Source organism: Enterobacter sp. BIDMC93, assembly GCF_001037805.1.
Classification (GTDB): domain Bacteria; phylum Pseudomonadota; class Gammaproteobacteria; order Enterobacterales; family Enterobacteriaceae; genus Enterobacter; species Enterobacter hormaechei_C.
In genome coordinates, this window is sequence record NZ_KQ089962.1 from 162,826 (window position 1) to 183,513 (window position 20,688).

At 53.9% G+C, this 20,688-nt stretch carries 19 protein-coding genes and 5 tRNA genes; 3 read left to right on the forward strand and 21 right to left on the reverse strand.

Translation table 11 applies throughout. The features are described 5' to 3' along the window. Window positions 1–18: 18 nt before the first annotated feature. The 11 genes from rplL to SK58_RS00745 all read right to left on the reverse strand — a co-directional run bounded on the left by rplL (window position 19) and on the right by SK58_RS00745 (window position 5,433). Window positions 19–384: a 50S ribosomal protein L7/L12 gene (gene rplL / locus SK58_RS00695; RefSeq protein WP_002445276.1), complete on the reverse strand. Its 366-nt coding sequence runs from the start codon at window positions 382–384 to the stop codon at window positions 19–21. A gap of 66 nt (window positions 385–450) precedes the next feature. After that, window positions 451–948, reverse strand: coding sequence for a 50S ribosomal protein L10 (gene rplJ / locus SK58_RS00700; protein ID WP_003862338.1), 498 nt, complete (start codon window positions 946–948; stop codon window positions 451–453). A gap of 289 nt (window positions 949–1,237) precedes the next feature. Then, complete coding sequence (gene rplA, locus SK58_RS00705; protein WP_006810530.1) at window positions 1,238–1,942, reverse strand: 50S ribosomal protein L1; 705 nt, start codon at window positions 1,940–1,942, stop codon at window positions 1,238–1,240. A 3-nt stretch (window positions 1,943–1,945) separates the two neighbouring features. Then, on the reverse strand, window positions 1,946–2,374 hold the full coding sequence (gene rplK, locus SK58_RS00710; RefSeq protein ID WP_003862340.1) for a 50S ribosomal protein L11: 429 nt from the start codon (window positions 2,372–2,374) through the stop codon (window positions 1,946–1,948). 156 nt (window positions 2,375–2,530) lie between these two features. Continuing rightward, complete coding sequence (gene nusG / locus SK58_RS00715; RefSeq protein WP_003862341.1) at window positions 2,531–3,076, reverse strand: transcription termination/antitermination protein NusG; 546 nt, start codon at window positions 3,074–3,076, stop codon at window positions 2,531–2,533. A gap of 1 nt (window position 3,077) precedes the next feature. Further along, window positions 3,078–3,461 carry a preprotein translocase subunit SecE gene (gene secE / locus SK58_RS00720; protein ID WP_003862342.1) on the reverse strand — a complete coding sequence of 128 codons (384 nt, stop codon included), beginning with the start codon at window positions 3,459–3,461 and terminating at the stop codon, window positions 3,078–3,080. A gap of 227 nt (window positions 3,462–3,688) precedes the next feature. Beyond that, window positions 3,689–4,873, reverse strand: coding sequence for an elongation factor Tu (gene tuf, locus SK58_RS00725; protein WP_022646700.1), 1,185 nt, complete (start codon window positions 4,871–4,873; stop codon window positions 3,689–3,691). Window positions 4,874–4,991: 118 nt separating this feature from the next. Then, window positions 4,992–5,067, reverse strand: a tRNA-Thr gene (locus SK58_RS00730). Window positions 5,068–5,073: 6 nt separating this feature from the next. Then, window positions 5,074–5,148, reverse strand: a tRNA-Gly gene (locus SK58_RS00735). 116 nt (window positions 5,149–5,264) lie between these two features. Then, window positions 5,265–5,349: transfer RNA gene (locus SK58_RS00740), tRNA-Tyr, on the reverse strand. Window positions 5,350–5,357: 8 nt separating this feature from the next. Then, window positions 5,358–5,433: transfer RNA gene (locus tag SK58_RS00745), tRNA-Thr, on the reverse strand. Window positions 5,434–5,750: 317 nt separating this feature from the next. On the opposite strand from SK58_RS00745, the gene coaA reads away from it, so the two are divergent. Further along, on the forward strand, window positions 5,751–6,701 hold the full coding sequence (gene coaA, locus SK58_RS00750; RefSeq protein ID WP_015569977.1) for a type I pantothenate kinase: 951 nt from the start codon (window positions 5,751–5,753) through the stop codon (window positions 6,699–6,701). Between the two features lie 43 nt (window positions 6,702–6,744). Here the strand turns inward: coaA and dppF are convergent, their stop codons facing one another. The 9 genes from dppF to SK58_RS00795 form a co-directional block, all read right to left on the reverse strand. Further along, window positions 6,745–7,758 (reverse strand): dipeptide ABC transporter ATP-binding subunit DppF, encoded by a 1,014-nt coding sequence (gene dppF / locus SK58_RS00755; protein ID WP_017383568.1) that lies wholly within the window; start codon window positions 7,756–7,758, stop codon window positions 6,745–6,747. After that, complete coding sequence (dppD, locus tag SK58_RS00760) at window positions 7,755–8,738, reverse strand: dipeptide ABC transporter ATP-binding protein (RefSeq protein WP_015569978.1); 984 nt, start codon at window positions 8,736–8,738, stop codon at window positions 7,755–7,757. Before dppD ends, dppF begins: the two co-directional genes overlap by 4 nt. A 10-nt stretch (window positions 8,739–8,748) precedes the next feature. Beyond that, window positions 8,749–9,651, reverse strand: coding sequence for a dipeptide ABC transporter permease DppC (gene dppC, locus SK58_RS00765; protein ID WP_017383569.1), 903 nt, complete (start codon window positions 9,649–9,651; stop codon window positions 8,749–8,751). A gap of 9 nt (window positions 9,652–9,660) precedes the next feature. Next, on the reverse strand, window positions 9,661–10,680 hold the full coding sequence (gene dppB, locus SK58_RS00770; protein ID WP_006810536.1) for a dipeptide ABC transporter permease DppB: 1,020 nt from the start codon (window positions 10,678–10,680) through the stop codon (window positions 9,661–9,663). Window positions 10,681–10,841: 161 nt separating this feature from the next. Further along, window positions 10,842–12,449: a dipeptide ABC transporter periplasmic-binding protein DppA gene (gene dppA / locus SK58_RS00775; RefSeq protein WP_006177809.1), complete on the reverse strand. Its 1,608-nt coding sequence runs from the start codon at window positions 12,447–12,449 to the stop codon at window positions 10,842–10,844. A 621-nt stretch (window positions 12,450–13,070) separates the two neighbouring features. Further along, a tRNA-Pro gene (locus SK58_RS00780) sits at window positions 13,071–13,147 on the reverse strand. Window positions 13,148–13,238: 91 nt separating this feature from the next. Continuing rightward, window positions 13,239–14,933, reverse strand: coding sequence for a kdo(2)-lipid A phosphoethanolamine 7''-transferase (gene eptB, locus SK58_RS00785; protein WP_017383570.1), 1,695 nt, complete (start codon window positions 14,931–14,933; stop codon window positions 13,239–13,241). Window positions 14,934–15,171: 238 nt separating this feature from the next. Beyond that, a complete protein-coding gene (locus SK58_RS00790; RefSeq protein WP_015569982.1) occupies window positions 15,172–16,374 on the reverse strand; it encodes an L-lactate MFS transporter in 1,203 nt (400 codons plus the stop codon). 238 nt (window positions 16,375–16,612) lie between these two features. Beyond that, window positions 16,613–17,155, reverse strand: a complete 543-nt coding sequence (locus SK58_RS00795; protein ID WP_015569983.1) for a hypothetical protein — start codon at window positions 17,153–17,155, stop codon at window positions 16,613–16,615. A gap of 160 nt (window positions 17,156–17,315) precedes the next feature. Here SK58_RS00795 and tag point away from each other — a divergent pair, with 160 nt between their 5' ends. After that, the gene (tag, locus tag SK58_RS00800) at window positions 17,316–17,897 is read left to right on the forward strand and encodes a DNA-3-methyladenine glycosylase I (protein WP_017383572.1); all 582 of its coding nucleotides are present in this window, start codon (window positions 17,316–17,318) and stop codon (window positions 17,895–17,897) included. Next, window positions 17,875–18,315: an N-acetyltransferase gene (locus tag SK58_RS00805; protein ID WP_048219211.1), complete on the forward strand. Its 441-nt coding sequence runs from the start codon at window positions 17,875–17,877 to the stop codon at window positions 18,313–18,315. Before tag ends, SK58_RS00805 begins: the two co-directional genes overlap by 23 nt. On the opposite strand, the gene SK58_RS00810 is transcribed toward SK58_RS00805, so the two are convergent. Then, window positions 18,284–20,653: a molybdopterin guanine dinucleotide-containing S/N-oxide reductase gene (locus SK58_RS00810; RefSeq protein ID WP_047717051.1), complete on the reverse strand. Its 2,370-nt coding sequence runs from the start codon at window positions 20,651–20,653 to the stop codon at window positions 18,284–18,286. The two genes, SK58_RS00805 and SK58_RS00810, sit on opposite strands and share 32 nt — an antisense overlap. Between the last annotated feature and the right edge of the window lie 35 nt (window positions 20,654–20,688).

Here is a 20,688-nt window from a genome sequence, read left to right on the forward strand (position 1 = left end):
GCAACCAGAAAAGTTGGCTTATTTAACTTCAACTTCAGCGCCAGCTTCTTCCAGAGATTTTTTCAGTGCTTCTGCGTCGTCTTTGCTCACGCCTTCTTTCAGCGCAGCTGGAGCAGATTCTACCAGGTCTTTAGCTTCTTTCAGACCCAGGCCAGTTGCGCCACGTACTGCTTTGATTACAGCAACTTTGTTCGCGCCAGCAGCTTTCAGAATTACGTCGAATTCAGTTTTTTCTTCAGCAGCTTCAGCCGGGCCCGCAGCTACAGCTACAGCAGCAGCAGCAGAAACACCGAATTTTTCTTCCATTGCAGAAACCAGCTCTACAACGTCCATTACGGACATAGCTGCTACTGCTTCAATGATTTGATCTTTAGTGATAGACATTTAAATTGTTCCTGAAAATCAGAATAAGTTTATACGTAAGCAAATGCTTTATAAAGATAACTGCGATTAAGCAGCTTCTTTCGCATCGCGTACAGCAGCCAGAGTGCGAACCAGTTTGCCAGCCGCAGCTTCTTTCATGGTTGCCATCAGGCGTGCAATTGCTTCTTCGTAGGTCGGCAGGGTTGCCAGGCGATCGATTTGCGATGCCGGGATCAACTCACCTTCAAAGGCTGCAGCTTTGACCTCAAATTTTGCATTCGCTTTCGCGAACTCTTTGAACAGACGAGCAGCAGCGCCCGGGTGTTCCATAGAGTATGCAATCAGGGTCGGACCAACAAACGTGTCTTTCAGGCACTCGAACTGAGTACCTTCAACTACGCGACGCAGCAGGGTGTTACGAACAACACGCATGTATACGCCAGCTTCACGACCTGCTTTACGCAGTTCAGTCATTTTGTCTACAGTAACGCCACGGGAATCCGCAACTACTGCAGACAGCGCGCCTTTGGCTACTTCGCTGACTTCAGCAACAATCGCTTGTTTGTCTTGAAGATTTAAAGCCATTAGCTTTGCTCCTGGATGTTTGCCGGAACTCATGTTCCGGAACTCACTTCACTCGACCCAACGGGAAGAGCGTCTTAATACGGTGAGCAGAAACAAGCCAGAGTATTTAAAATAATCTTAGCGTTCTGTCACCGTCTACGCAGGGGATTAAGTTTCTTGCGAAACACCTGCGGTCTTCGACGGAGGCCTGGATAGGCCAGGCTCCAACGAACAATTCTTTTAGCCGCTAACTTTTGTTAGCAAACGTGGGGGTAAGATTGTAGACAAAATCACCGCCCACGTAAAGGCATTAGTTTGCAGCAGCGCTCAGGCCAGCCTGGTCAACTGCAACACCTGCACCCATGGTGGTGGAGATGCTAACTTTCTTGATGTACACGCCTTTCGCCTGAGTTGGTTTTGCTTTTTTCAGCGCAACCAGCAGAGCTTCCAGGTTTTCTTTCAGTTTGTCAGCGTCAAAGTCCACTTTACCGATGGTGGTGTGGATGATGCCGTTTTTGTCGTTACGGTAACGAACCTGACCTGCTTTAGCGTTCTTAACCGCTTCAGCAACGTTAGGCGTTACAGTACCCACTTTCGGGTTTGGCATCAGGCCGCGTGGACCCAGAACCTGGCCCAGCTGGCCAACAACGCGCATTGCATCTGGAGAAGCAATAACAACGTCAAAGTTCATTTCGCCTTTCTTGATCTGATCAGCCAGATCTTCCATACCTACCAGTTCAGCGCCGGCAGCTTTAGCAGCTTCAGCGTTTGCACCCTGAGCAAATACAGCTACGCGTACGGAACGGCCAGTACCGTGTGGCAGTACAGTTGCGCCACGAACGTTCTGATCGGATTTACGAGCGTCGATGCCCAGGTTAACGGCAACGTCAACGCTTTCAACGAACTTAGCAGTTGCCAGTTCTTTCAGCAGAGCGATAGCTTCGTTGATGTCGTACTGTTTGGTCGCATCAACTTTGTCACGGATCACGGACATGCGCTTGGTCAGTTTAGCCATTTCTTAGTCCTCCACTACCAGGCCCATGGAACGTGCAGTACCTTCGATGGAGCGAGTCATCGCTTCAATGTCGGAACCAGTCATGTCGGCAGCTTTGGTCTGCGCGATTTCCTGCAACTGAGCGCGGGAAATTTTACCCACTTTGTCTTTGTTCGGCTTACCGGAACCAGACTTGATGCCCGCTGCTTTCTTCAGCAGAACTGCTGCTGGAGGGGTTTTGGTAACGAAAGTGAAAGAACGGTCAGCGTAAACAGTGATTACAACTGGGATTGGCAGACCTTTTTCCATGGATTCAGTTTTGGCGTTGAACGCTTTACAGAATTCCATGATGTTCACACCCTGCTGACCCAGAGCTGGACCAACTGGTGGACTTGGGTTCGCCATACCTGCTGCAACCTGCAGCTTGACGTAGGCTTGTACTTTCTTAGCCATTCTAAAATCCTCTGATTGGGTAATAACGCCTCGGAGAGGCTCCCCGTGAATAAAATTCGTTTTACGGGTCGGGACCCATAAAAACAAAAGGCGCGAAATTGTATTCCAATCTCGCGCCCTGTGCAACGATTAAATCGTCGCTTTTTTGATCGCTGCTTAGGCTTTTTCTACCTGAGCAAAGTCCAGCTCTACCGGGGTCGCACGACCAAAGATAGAAACGGAAACTTTCAGGCGGGACTTCTCGTAGTCCACTTCTTCGACGACGCCATTAAAGTCAGCAAACGGACCGTCGTTAACACGAACCATCTCACCCGGTTCAAACAGCGTTTTCGGACGCGGTTTATCACCAACCTGCTGGAGGCGGTTCATAATCGCATCAACTTCTTTGTCGCTGATTGGCGCCGGACGGTCAGATGTGCCGCCGATAAAGCCCATCACGCGTGGTACGCTGCGCACCAGGTGCCAGCTCGCGTCGTTCATCACCATCTGAACCAGCACGTAACCCGGGAAGAATTTACGCTCGCTTTTGCGACGTTGGCCGCCACGGATCTCAACCACTTCTTCGGTCGGAACCATAACTTCGCCAAATAACTCTTCCATATTGTGTAATTTGATATGCTCACGCAGCGACGTAGCTACGCGGCCTTCAAAACCGGAAAACGCCTGAACGACGTACCAGCGCTTTTTAGGGGCTTCAGACATCTCAGAACCTCAGGCCAGTGATAAAGGATACCAGGCGAACCAGAATACCATCCAGTCCCCACAGGATCAGTGACATTACAGCGGTTACCGCCGCTACAATCAGCGTGGTGTGCAATGTTTCCTGGCGAGTCGGCCAAATGACCTTGCGGACTTCGGTACGCGCTTCGCGGGCAAACGCAACGGTCGCTTTGCCTTTCGTCGTCAACAGCGCGACACCACCCGCCGCAGCAATCAGAATTACCACTGCAAGCGCGCGTAGCGGCAGCATCATGTCACGATAAAGATAGTTGCCGACAATCGCCACAATCAGCAGCACGGCTACAACTACCCATTTCATCGCTTCCAGGCCGCGCCCGCTCCCTTGAGCTTCGGTATTCGCACTCATAAACCAACCTGTCAGAAGTATTCTACAAACATTTTCACCCCGCGAGTGCGAGGCAAACCAATCGAAATGCTATTCGCTTTTCGTATTATACGCTCTCCGCAGAGCCTGTCTCAGCAATGATTATGACAAAATTAATCACTGATGAGCCAGGTTCTGATGTGAAAGCGTGCAAAAAGGGCATCAAATGATGCCCTTTTATTGCGCATTGCGTCAAATGTTATCAGCGATTAGCCGAGAACTTTAGCAACAACGCCCGCGCCAACGGTACGGCCGCCTTCACGGATTGCGAAACGCAGACCGTCGTCCATCGCGATTGGGTGGATCAGCGTCACAACCATCTTGATGTTGTCGCCTGGCATTACCATCTCTACGCCTTCTGGCAGTTCGATGGTACCGGTCACGTCAGTTGTACGGAAGTAGAACTGTGGACGGTAGCCTTTGAAGAACGGAGTATGACGGCCGCCTTCGTCTTTGGACAGAATATACACTTCAGATTCGAACTTGGTGTGTGGCTTGATTGAGCCTGGCTTCGCCAGAACCTGACCACGTTCGATTTCTTCACGTTTGATACCACGCAGCAGAACACCAACGTTCTCACCAGCACGGCCTTCGTCCAGCAGTTTGCGGAACATTTCAACGCCAGTACAGGTAGACTTCGCAGTCTCTTTGATACCAACGATTTCAACTTCTTCACCAACCTTGATGATACCGCGCTCTACACGACCGGTAACAACGGTACCACGACCGGAGATGGAGAATACGTCTTCGATTGGCAGCAGGAATGGCTTGTCAATCGCACGCTCTGGTTCTGGGATGTAAGAATCCAGGAAGCCAGCCAGTTCGATGATTTTCGCTTCCCACTCTGCGTCGCCTTCCAGCGCTTTCAGCGCGGAACCACGAACGATTGGAGTGTCGTCGCCTGGGAAATCGTACTGAGACAGCAGTTCACGAACTTCCATCTCTACCAGTTCCAGCAGCTCTTCGTCATCAACCATGTCACATTTGTTCAGGAACACGATGATGAAAGGAACGCCTACCTGACGACCCAGCAGGATGTGCTCACGAGTCTGAGGCATAGGGCCGTCAGTCGCAGCAACAACCAGGATCGCGCCGTCCATCTGCGCAGCACCGGTGATCATGTTTTTAACATAGTCGGCGTGGCCTGGGCAGTCTACGTGTGCGTAGTGGCGAGTCGGGGTGTCATACTCAACGTGAGAGGTGTTGATGGTGATACCACGAGCTTTTTCTTCTGGTGCGTTATCGATCTGGTCGAAAGCACGAGCAGCACCGCCGTAGGTTTTAGCCAGTACGGTAGTAATTGCAGCGGTCAGCGTTGTTTTACCATGGTCAACGTGGCCGATAGTACCGACGTTAACGTGCGGTTTTGTACGTTCAAACTTTTCTTTAGACATCGATTGTCCCTCTAAGACACGGATAAATCGGTGATATCACCACATCAACCAGGCGAAAATGCCTGAACTGTTGAATACATTTACATTGAAACAGAGAGAAAGGGAGGGAGAAGTGAAGTGGTGCTGATACCCAGAGTCGAACTGGGGACCTCACCCTTACCAAGGGTGCGCTCTACCAACTGAGCCATATCAGCACGTATTGGAGCGGGCAGCGGGAATCGAACCCGCATCATCAGCTTGGAAGGCTGAGGTAATAGCCATTATACGATGCCCGCATCCTGAAACTCGGCTACCCAGTTCTTTCTGTAACAAAAAAAGAGATTTCTCTCTTTTCTGTTCGAGCTGGTCAATTTTTCCAACCAGCTCCGGCGGCGTTGTCGCTGCCAGAAAGTGGTGGTGGGGGAAGGATTCGAACCTTCGAAGTCTGTGACGGCAGATTTACAGTCTGCTCCCTTTGGCCGCTCGGGAACCCCACCGGACTTGATGGTGCCGACTACCGGAATCGAACTGGTGACCTACTGATTACAAGTCAGTTGCTCTACCTACTGAGCTAAGTCGGCATCAAGTAGCGCGCATTCTATGGAGACCTGCGCAGTCATGCAACTAAAAAATTGCATAAAACGTTCTTTCGCTCACATTTTATTCGAAACCAGGGCTAACCGCTGTAAATTCATCCGCTCACGGTTAAAAATTCAACATGAACGCCTGATTTCGGCACGCTATAGCCCCAGGTGATGCCTGCCCGGTTAAGCATCGCTTTCCCATATTTTTTCTTATTATTCCTCTCATCTGGTGTTAACCTCCTGCCCATTGTCCAAAATTAACTATGTGATGAGCCCGCACCCGCCGTTTCGTGATGGTTCACAGAAGCATGCTTATGAGCAAAAAAGAGCAAACGTTAATGACGCCCTATCTTCAGTTTAACCGTAGCCAGTGGGCAGCCCTGCGTGACTCCGTCCCTATGACACTGACGGAAGGTGAAATCGCACGGCTAAAAGGGATAAACGAAGATCTCTCCCTGGAAGAGGTGGCAGAAATCTATCTCCCCCTTTCTCGCTTGCTTAACTTCTATATCAGCTCCAATTTGCGCCGTCAGGCCGTACTGGAACAGTTCCTCGGCACGAACGGTCAACGTATTCCTTATATCATCAGTATTGCGGGCAGCGTGGCAGTGGGTAAAAGTACCACCGCGCGCGTGCTACAGGCGCTGCTGAGCCGCTGGCCGGAACACCGCAGCGTGGAGCTGATCACCACCGACGGCTTCCTGCATCCCAACGAGGTGTTGAAAGAACGCGGCCTGATGAAAAAGAAGGGCTTCCCGCTCTCTTATGATATGCACCGCCTGGTAAAGTTTGTTTCAGATCTAAAATCGGGCGTACCTCACGTTACCGCGCCGGTTTACTCGCATCTGATCTACGACCGCATCCCGGATGGCGACAAAACGGTTGTGCAGCCCGACATCCTGATTCTGGAAGGCTTAAACGTCCTGCAAAGCGGGATGGATTATCCTCACGATCCGCATCATGTGTTTGTCTCTGACTTTGTCGATTTCTCAATTTATGTCGATGCGCCGGAAGATTTGCTGCAACGCTGGTATATCAACCGCTTCCTGAAGTTCCGCGAAGGCGCGTTCACCGACCCGGATTCCTACTTCCACAACTACGCCCAGCTCTCTGAAGAAGAGGCTATCAGCGTGGCGACCGGGCTGTGGAATGAGATCAACTACGTCAACCTCAAAGAGAACATCCTGCCGACGCGCGAACGCGCAAGCCTGATCCTCACCAAGAGTGAGAAACACGCCGTCGACCAGATTCGTTTACGGAAGTAGACCTCAGACGTAAAAAAAACCGGCTTAACGCCGGTTTTTTTATTTATGCCTGCGGCTTTTCGCCGTTTTCATCCTGATCGACCGCGAAGCAGGCCACCAGCTGTCCGCCATAATCCTTCAGCTGTGGCTGCAACTGCGTGCACGGGCCGAAGCGGCGACGGCAACGGGCGTTGAACGCACATCCCGGCGGCGGGTTAAGTGGGCTTGGCAACTCGCCGGTCAGCTTAATGCGCTCCCGGCGGTCATCCGGGTTCAGCCGCGGCGTTGCAGACAGCAGCGCCTGCGTATACGGATGACGCGGGTTAGTAAAGATCTGATCTTTCGTCCCCTTCTCCACGCAGCGTCCCAGATACATCACCATCACCTCATCGGCAATGTGCTCAACCACGGACAGGTCATGGGAGATGAAGACGTACGACAGTCCCAGATCCTGCTGTAAATCCATCATCAGGTTAAGCACCTGCGCACGTACGGACACGTCAAGCGCTGAGACCGGCTCATCGGCAATCACCACGTCCGGGTCAAGCATCAGCCCACGGGCGATGGCAATACGCTGACGCTGACCGCCAGAGAACATATGCGGGTAGCGATCGTAATGCTCGGTTTTAAGCCCCACCTTCGCCATCATCGCCAGCGCTTTTTCACGACGCTGCTCTTTGCTCAGATTGCTGTTAATCAGCAGCGGCTCTTCCAGAATCTGCCCCACTTTTTTACGCGGGTTTAAAGAACCGTACGGGTTCTGGAACACAATCTGGATTTTTTGACGACGCAGCTTCTGCGCCTGCGGATCGTGCTTGAGCAGATCCTGGCCCTGATAGTAAAGCTCGCCGCCGGTTGGCGTTTCGATCATCGTCAGCAGACGGCCCAGCGTGGATTTTCCACAGCCCGACTCCCCGACGACCGCCAGCGTTTTACCGCGTTCAAGGCTGAAGGAGACGCCGTCCAGCGCTTTTACCAGGCGCTCGGGGGCAAAAATCCCCTTCTTCACCGGGTAATGTTTTTTCAGGTCGATAGCCTGCAACAGCGGCTGTTGCGTGGTGGCCTCGTGCGTACTCATAGTGTTGGCCTCCCGGCATCATCGAGTGGGTAGTGGCATTTTGACTGCCGACCATCGGCCAGCAGATTCAGCTCTGGCTCCTCGGCGCGGCATTTATCCGTCGCATACGGGCAGCGCGGATTCAGCAGGCAGCCCTGCGGACGGTCATATTTACCCGGAACCACACCCGGCAGTGACGCCAGACGCGCTTTGTCCTGGGCAAACTCCGGCAGCGCGCGCAGTAACGCCTGCGTATACGGGTGACGCGGCGCGCGGAAGATATCGTGCGAACTTCCGGTCTCCACTACCTGACCCGCATACATCACGATGATTTTGTGTGCCGCTTCCGCCACCAGCGCCAGGTCGTGCGTAATCAGCACCAGCGCCATATTCTCTTTCTGCTGCAACTCCAGCAGCAGCTCGATGATTTGCGCCTGGATGGTTACGTCCAGCGCGGTAGTTGGTTCATCCGCAATCAGCAGTTTTGGTCGACAGGCAATCGCCATGGCGATCATCACGCGCTGGCTCATGCCGCCGGAAAGCTGATGCGGGTAAACGTCCAGACGCGATGCTGGGTCAGGTATCCCCACCAGGTTCAGCAGATCGATAGCACGCTGGCGACGGGTTTTCTTATTCCCGCCCTGATGCACCTTAATGGCTTCCATAATCTGGAAACCGACGGTGTAGCATGGGTTCAGGCTGGTCATGGGGTCCTGGAAGATCATCGCCACTTCCGCGCCCACCAGCTGGCGGCGCTGTTTTTCGGAAATGCGCTTCAGATCCTGACCGTTGAACTCCAGATTTTCCGCCATCACGCGACCGGGGTAGTCAATCAGCCCCATAATCGCCAGCGAACTCACTGACTTACCGGAGCCCGACTCTCCTACAATCCCGACCACTTCGCCCTGATTAACGCTGTAGCTGATGCGGTCCACGGCGCGAAACGGTGTGCCTTCGTCGCCAAAGTGCACGGATAATTTATCTACATTTAATAACGCCATCTCGTGCCTCTTACTGCTTCAGTTTGGGATCAAGTGCATCACGCAGACCGTCACCCATCAGGTTAAATGCCAGCACCGTCAGCAGAATCGCCAGACCCGGGAAGGTGACGACCCACCAGGCGCTTTGCGCGAACTGCAACACGTCGGAGAGCATGGTGCCCCACTCCGGTGTTGGCGGCTGCGCACCCATGCCAAGGAAGCCAAGAGCGGCCATATCAAGAATGGCGTTAGAGAAACCGAGCGACGCCTGAACAATCAGCGGCGCAAGGCAGTTTGGGAAGATATTGATAAACATCTGACGCATAGCACCGGCACCCGCCACGCGAGAGGCGGTAACGTAGTCCCGGTTCACTTCCACCAGCACCGCCGCACGGGTCAGACGCACGTAATGCGGTAGCGCAACAAACGTCAGCGCAAGCGCGGCGTTACCAATCGACGGACCAAAGATCGCCACCAGCACCAGCGCCAGCAGCAGGCTTGGCAATGCCAGCATAATGTCGACGACGCGCATGATGATGTTATCAACAATGCCGCCGAAGTAGCCTGCCACCAGGCCGAGTACGATCCCCATGATCAGCGACAGTACGACAACGAGGCAGCCAACCAGCAGCGACAGGCGTGCGCCGTACATCAGGCGCGACAGCACATCGCGGCCCACGTCGTCGGTGCCCAGCAGGTGCGTCAGGCTTCCGCCGTCCTGCCATGCAGGAGGTGCCAGCAGCGCATCGCGGAACTGATCAGCCGGGTTATACGGCGCAAGGAAGTTCGCAAACACCGCAATCAGGATCATGATGGAAACATACACCAGCCCGACGACCGCGCCTTTGTTGCGCTTGAAGTAGTGCCAGAACTCCTGCATCGGCGTCATTGGCACCGGTGCGGTGACCACTTTATTTTGAGTAACTTGTGACATGATGGCCCCTTACTTCTTATGACGAATACGCGGGTTCACCACGCCGTACAGCAAATCGACCAGCAGGTTGACGAGGATAATCATCGTCGCGACCAGCAGTACACCGCCCTGCACAACCGGATAGTCACGGCGTTGCAGCGCATCAATCAGCCAGCGTCCAAGACCCGGCCAGGAGAAGATGGTTTCGGTCAGGATCGCCCCCGCCAGCAGCGTACCGACCTGCAAACCGATAACGGTTACCACCGGCAGCATAGCGTTACGCAGGGCATGAATGATGATGACGCGCATACGGGTCAGGCCTTTAGCGCGGGCAGTACGAATATAATCCTCGCCCAGCACTTCCAGCATGGAGGAACGGGTCATACGCACGATCACCGCCAGAGGGATGGTGCCCAGCACCATTGCAGGCAGGATCATGTGCGCAACCGCATCAATGAAGTTGCCCTCTTCGCCCCAGATCGCCGTATCAATCAGCATAAAGCCGGTTAACGGGTTGGTGTCGTCAAGGAAAACCATGTCGCTGACGCGTCCGGAGACCGGCGTCAGGTTCCACTGCACCGAGACCAGCATGATCAGCATCATGCCCCACCAGAAGATAGGCATGGAGTAGCCGGTCAGTGCCAGGCCAACAGCGGTGTGGTCGAAAATAGAGCCACGCTTAACGGCAGCCAGTACGCCAACGGGGATCCCTACCGCGGTCGCGAAGATCATGGCGCAGATACCGAGTTCCAGCGTCGCTTTAAAGCGCGGTACGAACTCGTCCCACACCGGAAGACGGCTTTTCAGTGAAATCCCTAAATCGCCGTGCAACACACCCCAGATATAGTGGAGATACTGCTGCCACATCGGCTTATCAAGGCCGAGTTCAGCCAGCAGTTGCGCATGACGTTCAGGGGAGATACCACGCTCGCCCGCCATAATCATTACCGGGTCACCCGGGATCATATGGACGAAGGCAAAAGTGAGAAGGGTGATACCGATAAACGTCGGGATAACCAGTCCCAGACGTCGGAGGATGAACTGCAACATAACCCGGATTCTCTCTGATGACGCACGCCCAGTGGCGTGACGTCTGTATTGCTCACAAATGTAAATTCCCTCTCCCTGTGGGAGAGGGTTAGGATGAGGGGATGCATGCACGCCCCTCACCCCTGCCCTCTCCCACAGGGAGAGGGAGAACACCCTACTTATTATTCAACAGATACGTTTTCGAAGTGGTGTTTGCCCAGTGGATCAACCACGTAGCCCTTCACTTCTTTACGCACTGGCTCGTACACGGTGGAGTGAGCAACAATCAGCGCCGGGGCCTGATCGTGCATAACAACCTGCGCTTGCTTGTACAGTTCAATACGTTTGTTGTGATCGTCGGTCGCACGCGCCGGCTGGATCAGGTCTTCAAACGGCTTGTAGCACCAGCGAGAGTAGTTAGAACCGTCTTTCGCTGCCGCACAGCTGAACAGGGTCGCGAAGAAGTTGTCCGGATCCCCGTTGTCGCCGGTCCAGCCCATCATGACCGCCTGGTGTTCGCCCGCTTTGGCGCGCTTCAGGTACTCGCCCCACTCGTAGGTCACAATCTTGGCCTGTACGCCAATCTTCGCCCAGTCAGCCTGAACCATTTCCGCCATACGACGTGCGTTCGGGTTGTAAGGACGCTGTACCGGCATCGCCCACAGCTCGACGGTGAAGCCTTTGTCCTGGCCCGCTTCTTTCAGCAGCGCTTTCGCTTTCTCAGGATCGTAGGTGTAGTCCTTAATGTCGTCGTTATAGCCCCACATGGTTGGTGGGATCAGGTTCTTGGCCGCAACGCCCGCGCCCTGGTAAACGGCTTTGATGATCGCTTCTTTGTTCACCGCGTAAGTCAGCGCCTGGCGCACTTTCACGTCATCGAACGGTTTCTTCTCGGTGTTGAAGGAGAGATAACCCACGTTCAGGCCCGCCTGCTCCAGCAGGTTGATATTTTTGTCCTGCTTCATGCGCGCGATGTCAGCCGGGTTTGGATACGGCATCACCTGACATTCGTTTTTCTGCAATTTTGCGTAACGCACGGATGCGTCAGGCGTGATGGAGAAGACCAGACGGTCGATCTGCGGCTTGGTGCCCCAGTAGCCCGGGAAGGCTTTATACAGAATACGGGAATCTTTCTGGTACTGAAGCAGCTGGAACGGGCCGGTACCGATTGGGTTCAGGTCCACTTTTTCCGGCGTGCCGGCTTTCAGCATGTTGTCCGCGTACTCTTTAGAGAGAATCGAGGCGAAGTCCATCGCCAGGTCAGCCAGGAATGGCGCTTCCGGACGCGTCAGCACAAACTGAACGGTTTTATCGTCCACTTTTTTCACTTCAGCGATCAGGTCTGGCAGACCCATCCCTTCGAAGTATTCATAGCTGCCGCCAGACACTTTATGGTACGGGTTCTGGGCATTTTTCTGACGGTCGAAGGAGAACACAACGTCGTCGGCGTTAAAGTCGCGCGTAGGTTTAAATTCTTTGCTGTCCTGCCACTTCACGCCCTGGCGCAGGTGGAAGGTATAGGTTTTACCGTCTTCGCTGACATCCCACTTTTCAGCCAGGCCAGGAATTACTTCCGTGGTGCCGGTTTTAAATTCAACCAGACGGTTATAGATCGGTACAGAGCTTGCGTCGTAAGTCGTACCAGAGGTAAAGAGCTGTGGGTTAAAGCCTTCCGGAGAGCCTTCAGAACAGTAAACCAGGGTTTTTGCCTGTACGCTTGCTGCAACGGTCATGGCCACCAGGCTCAGACCAAGCTTCAGCATCCCTGACTTCTTCAAGGAAATACTCATTATTGTGCTCCAATGTGATGTTTTGCTTTGTTGTGTTACGCCGCCTGACCTTTATTTATTTTTTACCCGGTCCGGTCGGTGATGCCCGAAGGCGTTAAAAGGGATAGAGAATCCTTTCAGAAGAGCGTTTGAGTTGCAGCGCAGATCCTCCCTGAAATGCCCCTCGTGCCCTACAATCTGTCAACAGAATGTGAAAACGTCAATACAGGTGGCGGGGATTTACGTGGAGTGTGAGAAACCGCAAACAAAGATTAAAAAAACCCTGACCGTGAGTTTTCAGCAGAGAAATTTATGCTACTCGCCATGATGCAGCACAATTATCTTCATATTTCGCAACACTCAGTGATTAAGTTTTATTCAGAATGGGTAAATTTTCTTACAGAATGGTGATTATCTGAGCACTAAATACCGCGAACGTTAAAACGCACAGCGAAAAATGCTGAGGTTATCCATAAGCAACGCGAAAAAAGATCAAACTATATATAAAAAAATACAATGGATTATGTCACAAAACCGCAAGCAGGCAGGGGGAAGCAGGGCTAAGGGGTATTTTGAGGACTCGTGCGGGGTAACGCGTTAATGCAAAAAGGGCTAACCTTGCGGTTAGCCCTTTTTAGAATGTGGTCGGCGAGAGAGGATTCGAACCTCCGACCCACTGGTCCCAAACCAGTTGCGCTACCAAGCTGCGCTACTCGCCGAATGCGGAGCGCATCTTACTGCTGAGGTGCGCCCCCGTCAATCCCTTATTTTCAAAAAGCCATTCAACTGGCGATATTCTCGCCAGACCAGCTACTGCGCGGCTTTTGTGGTGTTATCAGGGAGTTTACACCAGTTGTTGTTTTCGTTAATCCCACCGTTCGGTGAGGTATAGCCGAGACAACCCATAATGGTGTCGTACAGCTCAACGTGACGGCGCGGTACCTTGATCTCTGCCTGCTGTTTCAGATGGGCAAACATTTTGGCTTTGTCCGGGTTTTCCAGGTACTTATCCGACATCCACATGATCATCGGCACGCGGAACTGCTCAGGCGGGGCCAGCTTACGCGGCGTGCCGTGTAAATGCTCTTTCTCGTTGATGGACTCGCCGTGGTCGGCCGCGTAAATCACAATCGCTTTCTTATCGCGAAGCTGGTCGATCACCCGGCTGAGGAAGGTATCCACATACAGAATCGAGTTATCATAGGCATTGATCAGCTCCTGCTTGCTACAGTTCTTGTTAATGCCGACGCACTCAGGCGTCCATTTGGCGAAATCGCGCGTGTAACGCTGATAGTAGCTGTAGTGTGAACCTTTGGTATGCAGAACAATAAGGTGCTTACCCTGCGGATGGTTTTTCAGCGACTGTTCCATCTCAGAGAGCAGCAGCATATCATCAACGTTCTTTCCGCGGTTACGCGGCTCGGCGCCAATCTGCTCGCGGTAGGCGATGTTATCCGCCATGGTGTTGGTGTAGAACCACATCTCACTTTGCATGGCGAACAGATCGGAGCTAAATCCAAGCTGCTTCAGAACAGCAAACACGTTTTGCTCTTTGAGAGTGCGCTGAGGATTATCACTCGCACCGCCCTCACGAACAAACATACAGCGCAACGAAAGCTTCGTGGCGGTATCGCAGGAGTAGCCGCGGTATGCCACCAGGTTCTTTTCCTGCGCCAGTTTCGGGGTGGTATCGCGGTCATAACCGAGAATACCCATATGATCCCAGCGCGTCGTTTCGCCGATAACGAAGACCACGTAAGTATCATCCAGTCCGTCAGCCGGAGCCTGGTAGGTGAACTTTTTGGTCGGGTTAATCAGCGATTTCACATCGCTGGATTCGTCCGCCTGAGCCCAGGCATAGAGACCTAGCGCCGACAGCCAGTTAGACGGCAGATACGAGTTAGCCACCACGCCGCCGTAGCTTGGCATATCTACGCCTGTCGCTTTTTCGATCCGCTTTTGCTGTTTTTCCATCAGGCGAATAGGCGCCCATACCAGCAGACCCGCCAGAAGAACGACGGCGACGTTGCGGATGCGTTGCCCACGGGTACGCAGCTGGCGTAACAGGGTATAGCGACAGGTATTACTCCAGATAAAGAAGAGCGGGATCAGGCAGGTCAAAATCGTCCACATGATGAACCCTTGCCCCACCACCTCTTTCGAGAGGTCGATGTCCGTGGTCATCACCGAGGCCACAATACCGTAGCCAATGACCACATTCATGAATGTCATGTAATAGCTTGCGGCGGCAGAGATAATCACCACCAGCGAGGCCAGAACCTGCCATGTACGTCTGCCAAAAAGCGAGAGCAGACGTAGCAGGAAGAAGGTTGCCAGAATTGAGCCAAACACTTCAATCGCGGCGAAAATCCCGTTTCTTACGGTGAGGTGTTCAAAATAACCTTCCACTCTTCTGAACAGCACCGCGCCATTCAGAAACAAACCGATATAGACAGCCAGCATCAGACACAATCTTTGCTGGGTAAGAGACCTGATATATTTCATGCAAACAACCCTGGGGGAAGGGGTATAAAGACCCGCCGAATCTCATTGAGAAAGCAGACAGAGTAAGTAGGTGCGAGATAAACCGTTATCAGAAACGTCTACAAGCGCGATAAGTAGACCACAGCGAGGAAGAAAAGTGGCAGCAGAGAATGTGAATCGATGAGAATTTTTACAAAATAACAAGTCCGGAAGTGATATTGCGATAAAAAAAGAGGCCCTGCGGCCCCTTTTTATCGAATCATGCATGCGCTTCTTTATAGACCTCGCGTTGCGGCTGACGAATCGTGGTGGACAGCGCCAGTGAAATAATCAACAAGGCAAATATCACGCAGAATGTCACGTAGAAGCCACCAAACAGCGAGGCAATCAGCGACCCGCAAATACTGCCGATACCGAAGCCGAGATAAATCACACCGTAGTTTTTCGCCAGATTGTTCAGGCCGAAGAACTCGCTCACCAGCGACGGGAAGACGGTAATGGTACCGCCAAAGTTAAAGGCTACGCAGGCTATCGCCGCAAAGAATGTCGCTTCGTTCAGCGGTGCAAACAGCAGCGCCGCCATGCCCACCAGAGAGATGACCTGCCCCAGCGTAATCACGCGGATGCGGGCGATTTTGTCAGACAGGATACCGAGCACCAGACGACCCGAGAGGTTAGCAATGGAGATGACCGTTACCGCGTTCGCCGCCGTCGCCGCGTCCAGTTTCACCATTCCCTGCGCGATATCTTTCGCCACGCCGATGACATACAGACCGCTCATGCAGGCCGTCAGGAACATCACCGCCAGCATCCAGTACTGCGGTTTACGCATGGACTGTGCAAGGGTGAAATCATTCTCCACCACACCGTTAACGGTTTTCACTTCCTGCTGCGGCGCGTCTTTCATCAGCGTTGCGCCGAAGAGGATCATCACCAGCACAATCACGCCCCAGATCATAAAGGTTTTCTCAAGCCCCACCGAGGCCAGCAGATGCGCATCGATGAATTTGAAGCCAAGGCTGCCCAGGCCATATGAACCAATGGCAAACGCGGAGATAAGCCCTTTACGCTCCGGGAACCACTTCACGCAGTTAGACAGCGTCAGCAGGTAACCTGCGCCGTCCGCCAGCCCCACCAGCACCCCGGCGCTCAGCCACAGCATCATCAGGTTGTCGGAATATGCCGTCAGGAAGAAGCCCACGCCCAGCAAGATCCCGGAGGCCATGGTTACACGCTTCACGCCGAAGCGCTCCTGAAGTTTGCCCGCCACGGAAGAGGAAATTGCTAACCCAAGACTCAGCAAGCCGAAGGAGAACGCCACCTGGCTTATCGGCGCGCCGATCTTATCAGACAGGGCGCTGTTAAACAGGCTCCAGGTATAGACCGATCCCAGTGCGAACTGGGTAACGATGGTGCCGAATAGCGTCAGCCAACGCGTGCGGTTATAAGTTGATGTGTTCATGGCAGTGTCCTGCAAGATAAATTAAGGAAATTCGCTGAGGACACGATAAACAAAACCCCATAACGCCAGGGGTAAAACGGCATGAAATGCAGGAGAAACGGAATGAAATGCCTGGAAGCGGGAATGAATGACCTTGCCGGAGAAGAAAAAGCTCAAAGGTGAGCGATCACTATCGCTACAGTCCCTGCCGTTATTGTATTAAATATGTTACGGCAGCGTTTAAAAAAGTGACAACCCTTTAAAATTTGGCGCTCAATCCCAGCGTATATAAATATTCTTCTTCAGTTTGCTGGTTATAGCTGATCTTCGCCCAGGGGTGTAAATCACCATACTGCGTATCGACACGCCACCCCAATGAGTTCACGCTGGCATGCCAGAGTGGATCGGTAAGCGACTGCGTGGTGGTTGTATCCTCAAACGCATTCACTGGTGCGGAGGGAGCGCCATCAGTGCGCCACGCCATTACGGGCCCGGTGGTGAAATGTCCCGCCACGGGAAAATTCCAGCCAACGCTCAGAACGGTTTCCGCATCCGAACCGGAGGGATCGTTCAGGGTAAACCCCGCAGCATTCTGCGTACGGTTAATACGCTCCGCGAGAATATCTTCATAACGAGGTTGGTGATCGGCGTCCCATGTATAGCGTTCCATCGTATTACTTTGAGCATCTGAAACGATATATTCCTGTTGCCACGCAAAAGCGGTGTTACAAAAAAGCAGGCAGACTGAAACACCCACCAGGCCAGAAGCAGCATGGCGACCACTGATTTTTTTTATCATCATCAAAGCGACTCCAGAAAGAGCCGAGTTCGGCGATATATGTCATTGTTCGAAGAGGTATTAGGGCGTATAGCCCTGTATTAACTATTGTCTCTTTAGCAGACACGTCAAGCCGGGCAGATTGAAATTTTTGCGTTTACCGTATCAGGAAGGGAGATGACCTATGCAACGTTGCGGCTGGGTAAGCCAGGATCAGCTTTATATCGATTATCACGACAAGGAATGGGGCGTACCGGAAACCGACGGTAAAAAACTGTTTGAAATGATTTGCCTTGAAGGCCAGCAGGCCGGACTGTCGTGGATCACCGTTCTGAAAAAGCGTGAGAACTATCGCAAAGCCTTCCACCAGTTCGATCCGGCTGCGGTTGCCGCCATGACCGACGACGACGTGGAAAGGCTGGTTCTGGATACCGGTATCATCCGCCATCGCGGTAAAATTCAGGCCATTATTGGTAACGCGCGTGCTTATCTGGCGATGGAGCAAAACGGCGAACCCTTCTCAGCATTCGTCTGGTCGTTTGTGGATAACGAGCCGAAGGTGACGCAGGCCGCCACGCTTGCAGAGATCCCAACGTCGACCCCCGCCTCAGATGCCCTGTCGAAAGCGCTGAAAAAACGCGGCTTTAAGTTTGTGGGCACCACCATCTGTTACTCCTTTATGCAGGCCTGCGGGCTGGTCAATGACCACATTACGGGCTGCTTCTGCCATCCGGAGGGCCACCATGATCCGCAAATGGCAAAGTGAGGACACCGCTCCGCTTTTGAGTCTGTGGCTGGAGAGCACCACCGAGGCGCATCCGTTTATCGACGCAAGTTACTGGCAAGCGAATGAAGCGGTAGTGCGGGATGAATACCTTCCCGCCGCCGAGACCTGGGTCTGGGAAGAAAACGGTACCCTGTGCGGTTTTATCAGCGTCATGCAGTTCCAGTTCGTGGGGGCGTTGTTTATCGCCCCGGCGTTCATCGGAAAGGGGATCGGGCGTGCGCTGCTGAACCACGTTCAGCAGCACTATCCGTATTTAAGTCTGGAGGTGTATCAGAAAAACGTGCGGGCGGTGAATTTCTATCATGCTCAGGGTTTTCGCATCGAAGACAGCGCCTGGCAGGATGATACCCAACACCCGACGTGGATCATGAGCTGGCAGGCGGATCAAACGCCGTAAGGGTAAGCGCCGGCCCCTCATATTTCTCCACCCATGCCAGCGCCGTATTCCCCGCGCAGCCATTCCCCAGCTTCGAGCTGGGGAGATCTTTGGTCAGCACGTTTACGGCGCCGTTCTTACAAATACCGCCCTCGTCCAGCGCCAGATCCGGCCATGCGCCCTGATGAATGCAGAAAACGCCAGGGCGGATCCCGTCACTCACCACGGCGCCTGCCAGCACCTGCCCGCGCGCGTTCCAGACCCGAACGAGGTCGCCGTGGTTAATCCCCCGCGCCTTTGCGTCATCGCTGTTCAGCGCAATCGGCTCACGACCCGCCACCGCATACTGCTCGCGCAAAGCCGAATAGTTGAGCTGGCTGTGCAGACGATGGGCGGGATGGGCAGACAGCAGCTGAAGCTGCCCCGGCTGCGCATTGCCATGCCATTCGTCCGGCTCCAGCCACGCCGGATGTGGCGGACAGTCCGCGTAGCCAAAGCTGGCGATGCGTTCGCTGTAGATCACAATCTTCCCGCTTTCGGTTTTTAGCGGGTGATTCTCCGGATCGCGACGGAAGTCAGCAAAGCGCACAAACCGCGCATTCTGCTCGCTTTCCGGCATTTCGAAGAGTTGATTCGCCTCCCAGAACTCAGCGAATGGCGGCAGCGTCACGCCCTGCGCAGCCCCGCGCTGGCTGGCAATCTGGTAAAACGTTTCCAGCCATTGCAGATCGGTTTTGCCCTCGGTGAAACGCTCCCGACTGCCCGCTTCCCACATTTCACTCAGGTCGGCAAAGACATCAAAATCATCCCGCGCTTCATCCCGGGGAGCCACGACGCGCTTCATCGGCACCATATGCTGATTGCTGTAATCCCCCGTCATGGTGAGATCGTTACGCTCGAACGAGGTCGTGGCGGGCAAAACGATATCGGCATGTTTCGCTGACGCGGTCCAGAAGCACTCCGAGATCACCACCAGCTCCGGTTTCTGCCAGGCGCGGATCAGGCGGTTAGTATCCTGGTGATGGGTGAAGTTGGCCCCACCCGCCCACCAGACAAACTTAATATCCGGGAAATGCCGATCCTGGCCGTTGTGCTGATAAAACCCGCCTGGGTTCTCCAGGGCTTCAACAATGCGTGCCACCGGAATTTTATCTACCGCGTCCACGCCACCCTGCACTGAGCCCTGCATGGAGGCCAGCACCGCGGCTTTTCGCGTCGGGTTGCCGCCGTTAGCAAAGTGATAGGAAAGCCCAAAACCGCCGCCGGGTGTGCCAATCTGCCCGAGCATCGCGGCGAGCGTCACCAGCATCCAGTGCTTCTGCTCGCCAAACTGCTGGCGCTGCATCCCCCAGCCGGACATGAGCATCGTGACACGGCTATGGAATAACGTCGCCAGTTCGCGGATTTTAACGGCATCAACGCCGCAAATCGCCGCAGCCCACTCTGCGGTTTTGGCGATACCGTCGGTTTGTCCCGTCAGGTAGTCGGCAAATTTATCGAAGCCCGTGGTGCAGCGCGCCAGAAATTCCGTATCGTGCCAGCCGTTCTCCACCAGGGTGTGGGCGATGCCCAGCATCATCGCCACGTCGGTGCCCATATGCGGCGCGATCCACTCGGCGCTGTCGCCGAAGAAATCCAGCGTTTCAGAACGCATCGGATCGATACAGATGATGCGCTTGCCGCTTTTGCGCAGCGCATCAAAGTAGGAAACGCCCTGCTCGTCGGACGCATTCCAGGCAATTTTCAGGGTATTGAGCGGGTTGGCGCTCCAGAGCACCACCACCTCCGCATGCTCCAGCACCAGCGGCCAGCTGGTCTGCTGCTGATAAACCTCATTCCCGCCCACGACATACGGCATGATTGCCTGCGCCGCGCCGGTCGAGTAATCACCCAGATGGCCGGTGTATCCTCCGGCCAGGCTCATATAGCGTTGCAGCAGGGTTGCGGCCTTATGCAGCACGCCGTTCGAGCGCCAGCCATAGGAGCCGGCAAAAATGGACGACGGGCCATAGCTGTCGCGAATGCGTTTATGCTGGGTATGGATCAGCGCCAGCGCGTCGTCCCAGCTCACGCGTACGAACTCATCCTGCCCACGAATACCCTGCGGCTTATCCGGTGACGCCAGAAAGCCTTTACGCACCATCGGCCAGCGGACGCGGGTTTTACTGTGTACCTGATCGCGAACGACGGTCTGTAAAGAGTTGAGATGGCGCGAAGGCAAAGCCCCGCGAGACGACAGCACAGTGTCGCCATCGGTTTCGACCAGCATCGGCCCCCAGTGGGCGGCGGTCAGAATGGTTTTTGTTGAGGTGCTCAAAGCGTGCGCTCCTGGTTGCGTGCAGGTGTTTCGGCCTTTCATTGAGGCAGTTTATCGTTTGTGACAAATTTCAGAGT

What these genes read in the sequence shown, in the direction of transcription:
- rplL (WP_002445276.1), bottom strand. Translation starts at nt 384, where the DNA reads ATGTCTATCACTAAAGATCAAATCATTGAAGCAGTAGCAGCTATGTCC.
- rplJ (WP_003862338.1), bottom strand. Translation starts at nt 948, where the DNA reads ATGGCTTTAAATCTTCAAGACAAACAAGCGATTGTTGCTGAAGTCAGC.
- rplA (WP_006810530.1), bottom strand. Translation starts at nt 1,942, where the DNA reads ATGGCTAAACTGACCAAGCGCATGTCCGTGATCCGTGACAAAGTTGAT.
- rplK (WP_003862340.1), bottom strand. Translation starts at nt 2,374, where the DNA reads ATGGCTAAGAAAGTACAAGCCTACGTCAAGCTGCAGGTTGCAGCAGGT.
- nusG (WP_003862341.1), bottom strand. Translation starts at nt 3,076, where the DNA reads ATGTCTGAAGCCCCTAAAAAGCGCTGGTACGTCGTTCAGGCGTTTTCC.
- secE (WP_003862342.1), bottom strand. Translation starts at nt 3,461, where the DNA reads ATGAGTGCGAATACCGAAGCTCAAGGGAGCGGGCGCGGCCTGGAAGCG.
- tuf (WP_022646700.1), bottom strand. Translation starts at nt 4,873, where the DNA reads ATGTCTAAAGAAAAGTTTGAACGTACAAAACCGCACGTTAACGTCGGT.
- coaA (WP_015569977.1), top strand. Translation starts at nt 5,751, where the DNA reads ATGAGCAAAAAAGAGCAAACGTTAATGACGCCCTATCTTCAGTTTAAC.
- dppF (WP_017383568.1), bottom strand. Translation starts at nt 7,758, where the DNA reads ATGAGTACGCACGAGGCCACCACGCAACAGCCGCTGTTGCAGGCTATC.
- dppD (WP_015569978.1), bottom strand. Translation starts at nt 8,738, where the DNA reads ATGGCGTTATTAAATGTAGATAAATTATCCGTGCACTTTGGCGACGAA.
- dppC (WP_017383569.1), bottom strand. Translation starts at nt 9,651, where the DNA reads ATGTCACAAGTTACTCAAAATAAAGTGGTCACCGCACCGGTGCCAATG.
- dppB (WP_006810536.1), bottom strand. Translation starts at nt 10,680, where the DNA reads ATGTTGCAGTTCATCCTCCGACGTCTGGGACTGGTTATCCCGACGTTT.
- dppA (WP_006177809.1), bottom strand. Translation starts at nt 12,449, where the DNA reads ATGAGTATTTCCTTGAAGAAGTCAGGGATGCTGAAGCTTGGTCTGAGC.
- eptB (WP_017383570.1), bottom strand. Translation starts at nt 14,933, where the DNA reads ATGAAATATATCAGGTCTCTTACCCAGCAAAGATTGTGTCTGATGCTG.
- SK58_RS00790 (WP_015569982.1), bottom strand. Translation starts at nt 16,374, where the DNA reads ATGAACACATCAACTTATAACCGCACGCGTTGGCTGACGCTATTCGGC.
- SK58_RS00795 (WP_015569983.1), bottom strand. Translation starts at nt 17,155, where the DNA reads ATGATGATAAAAAAAATCAGTGGTCGCCATGCTGCTTCTGGCCTGGTG.
- tag (WP_017383572.1), top strand. Translation starts at nt 17,316, where the DNA reads ATGCAACGTTGCGGCTGGGTAAGCCAGGATCAGCTTTATATCGATTAT.
- SK58_RS00805 (WP_048219211.1), top strand. Translation starts at nt 17,875, where the DNA reads ATGATCCGCAAATGGCAAAGTGAGGACACCGCTCCGCTTTTGAGTCTG.
- SK58_RS00810 (WP_047717051.1), bottom strand. Translation starts at nt 20,653, where the DNA reads ATGAAAGGCCGAAACACCTGCACGCAACCAGGAGCGCACGCTTTGAGC.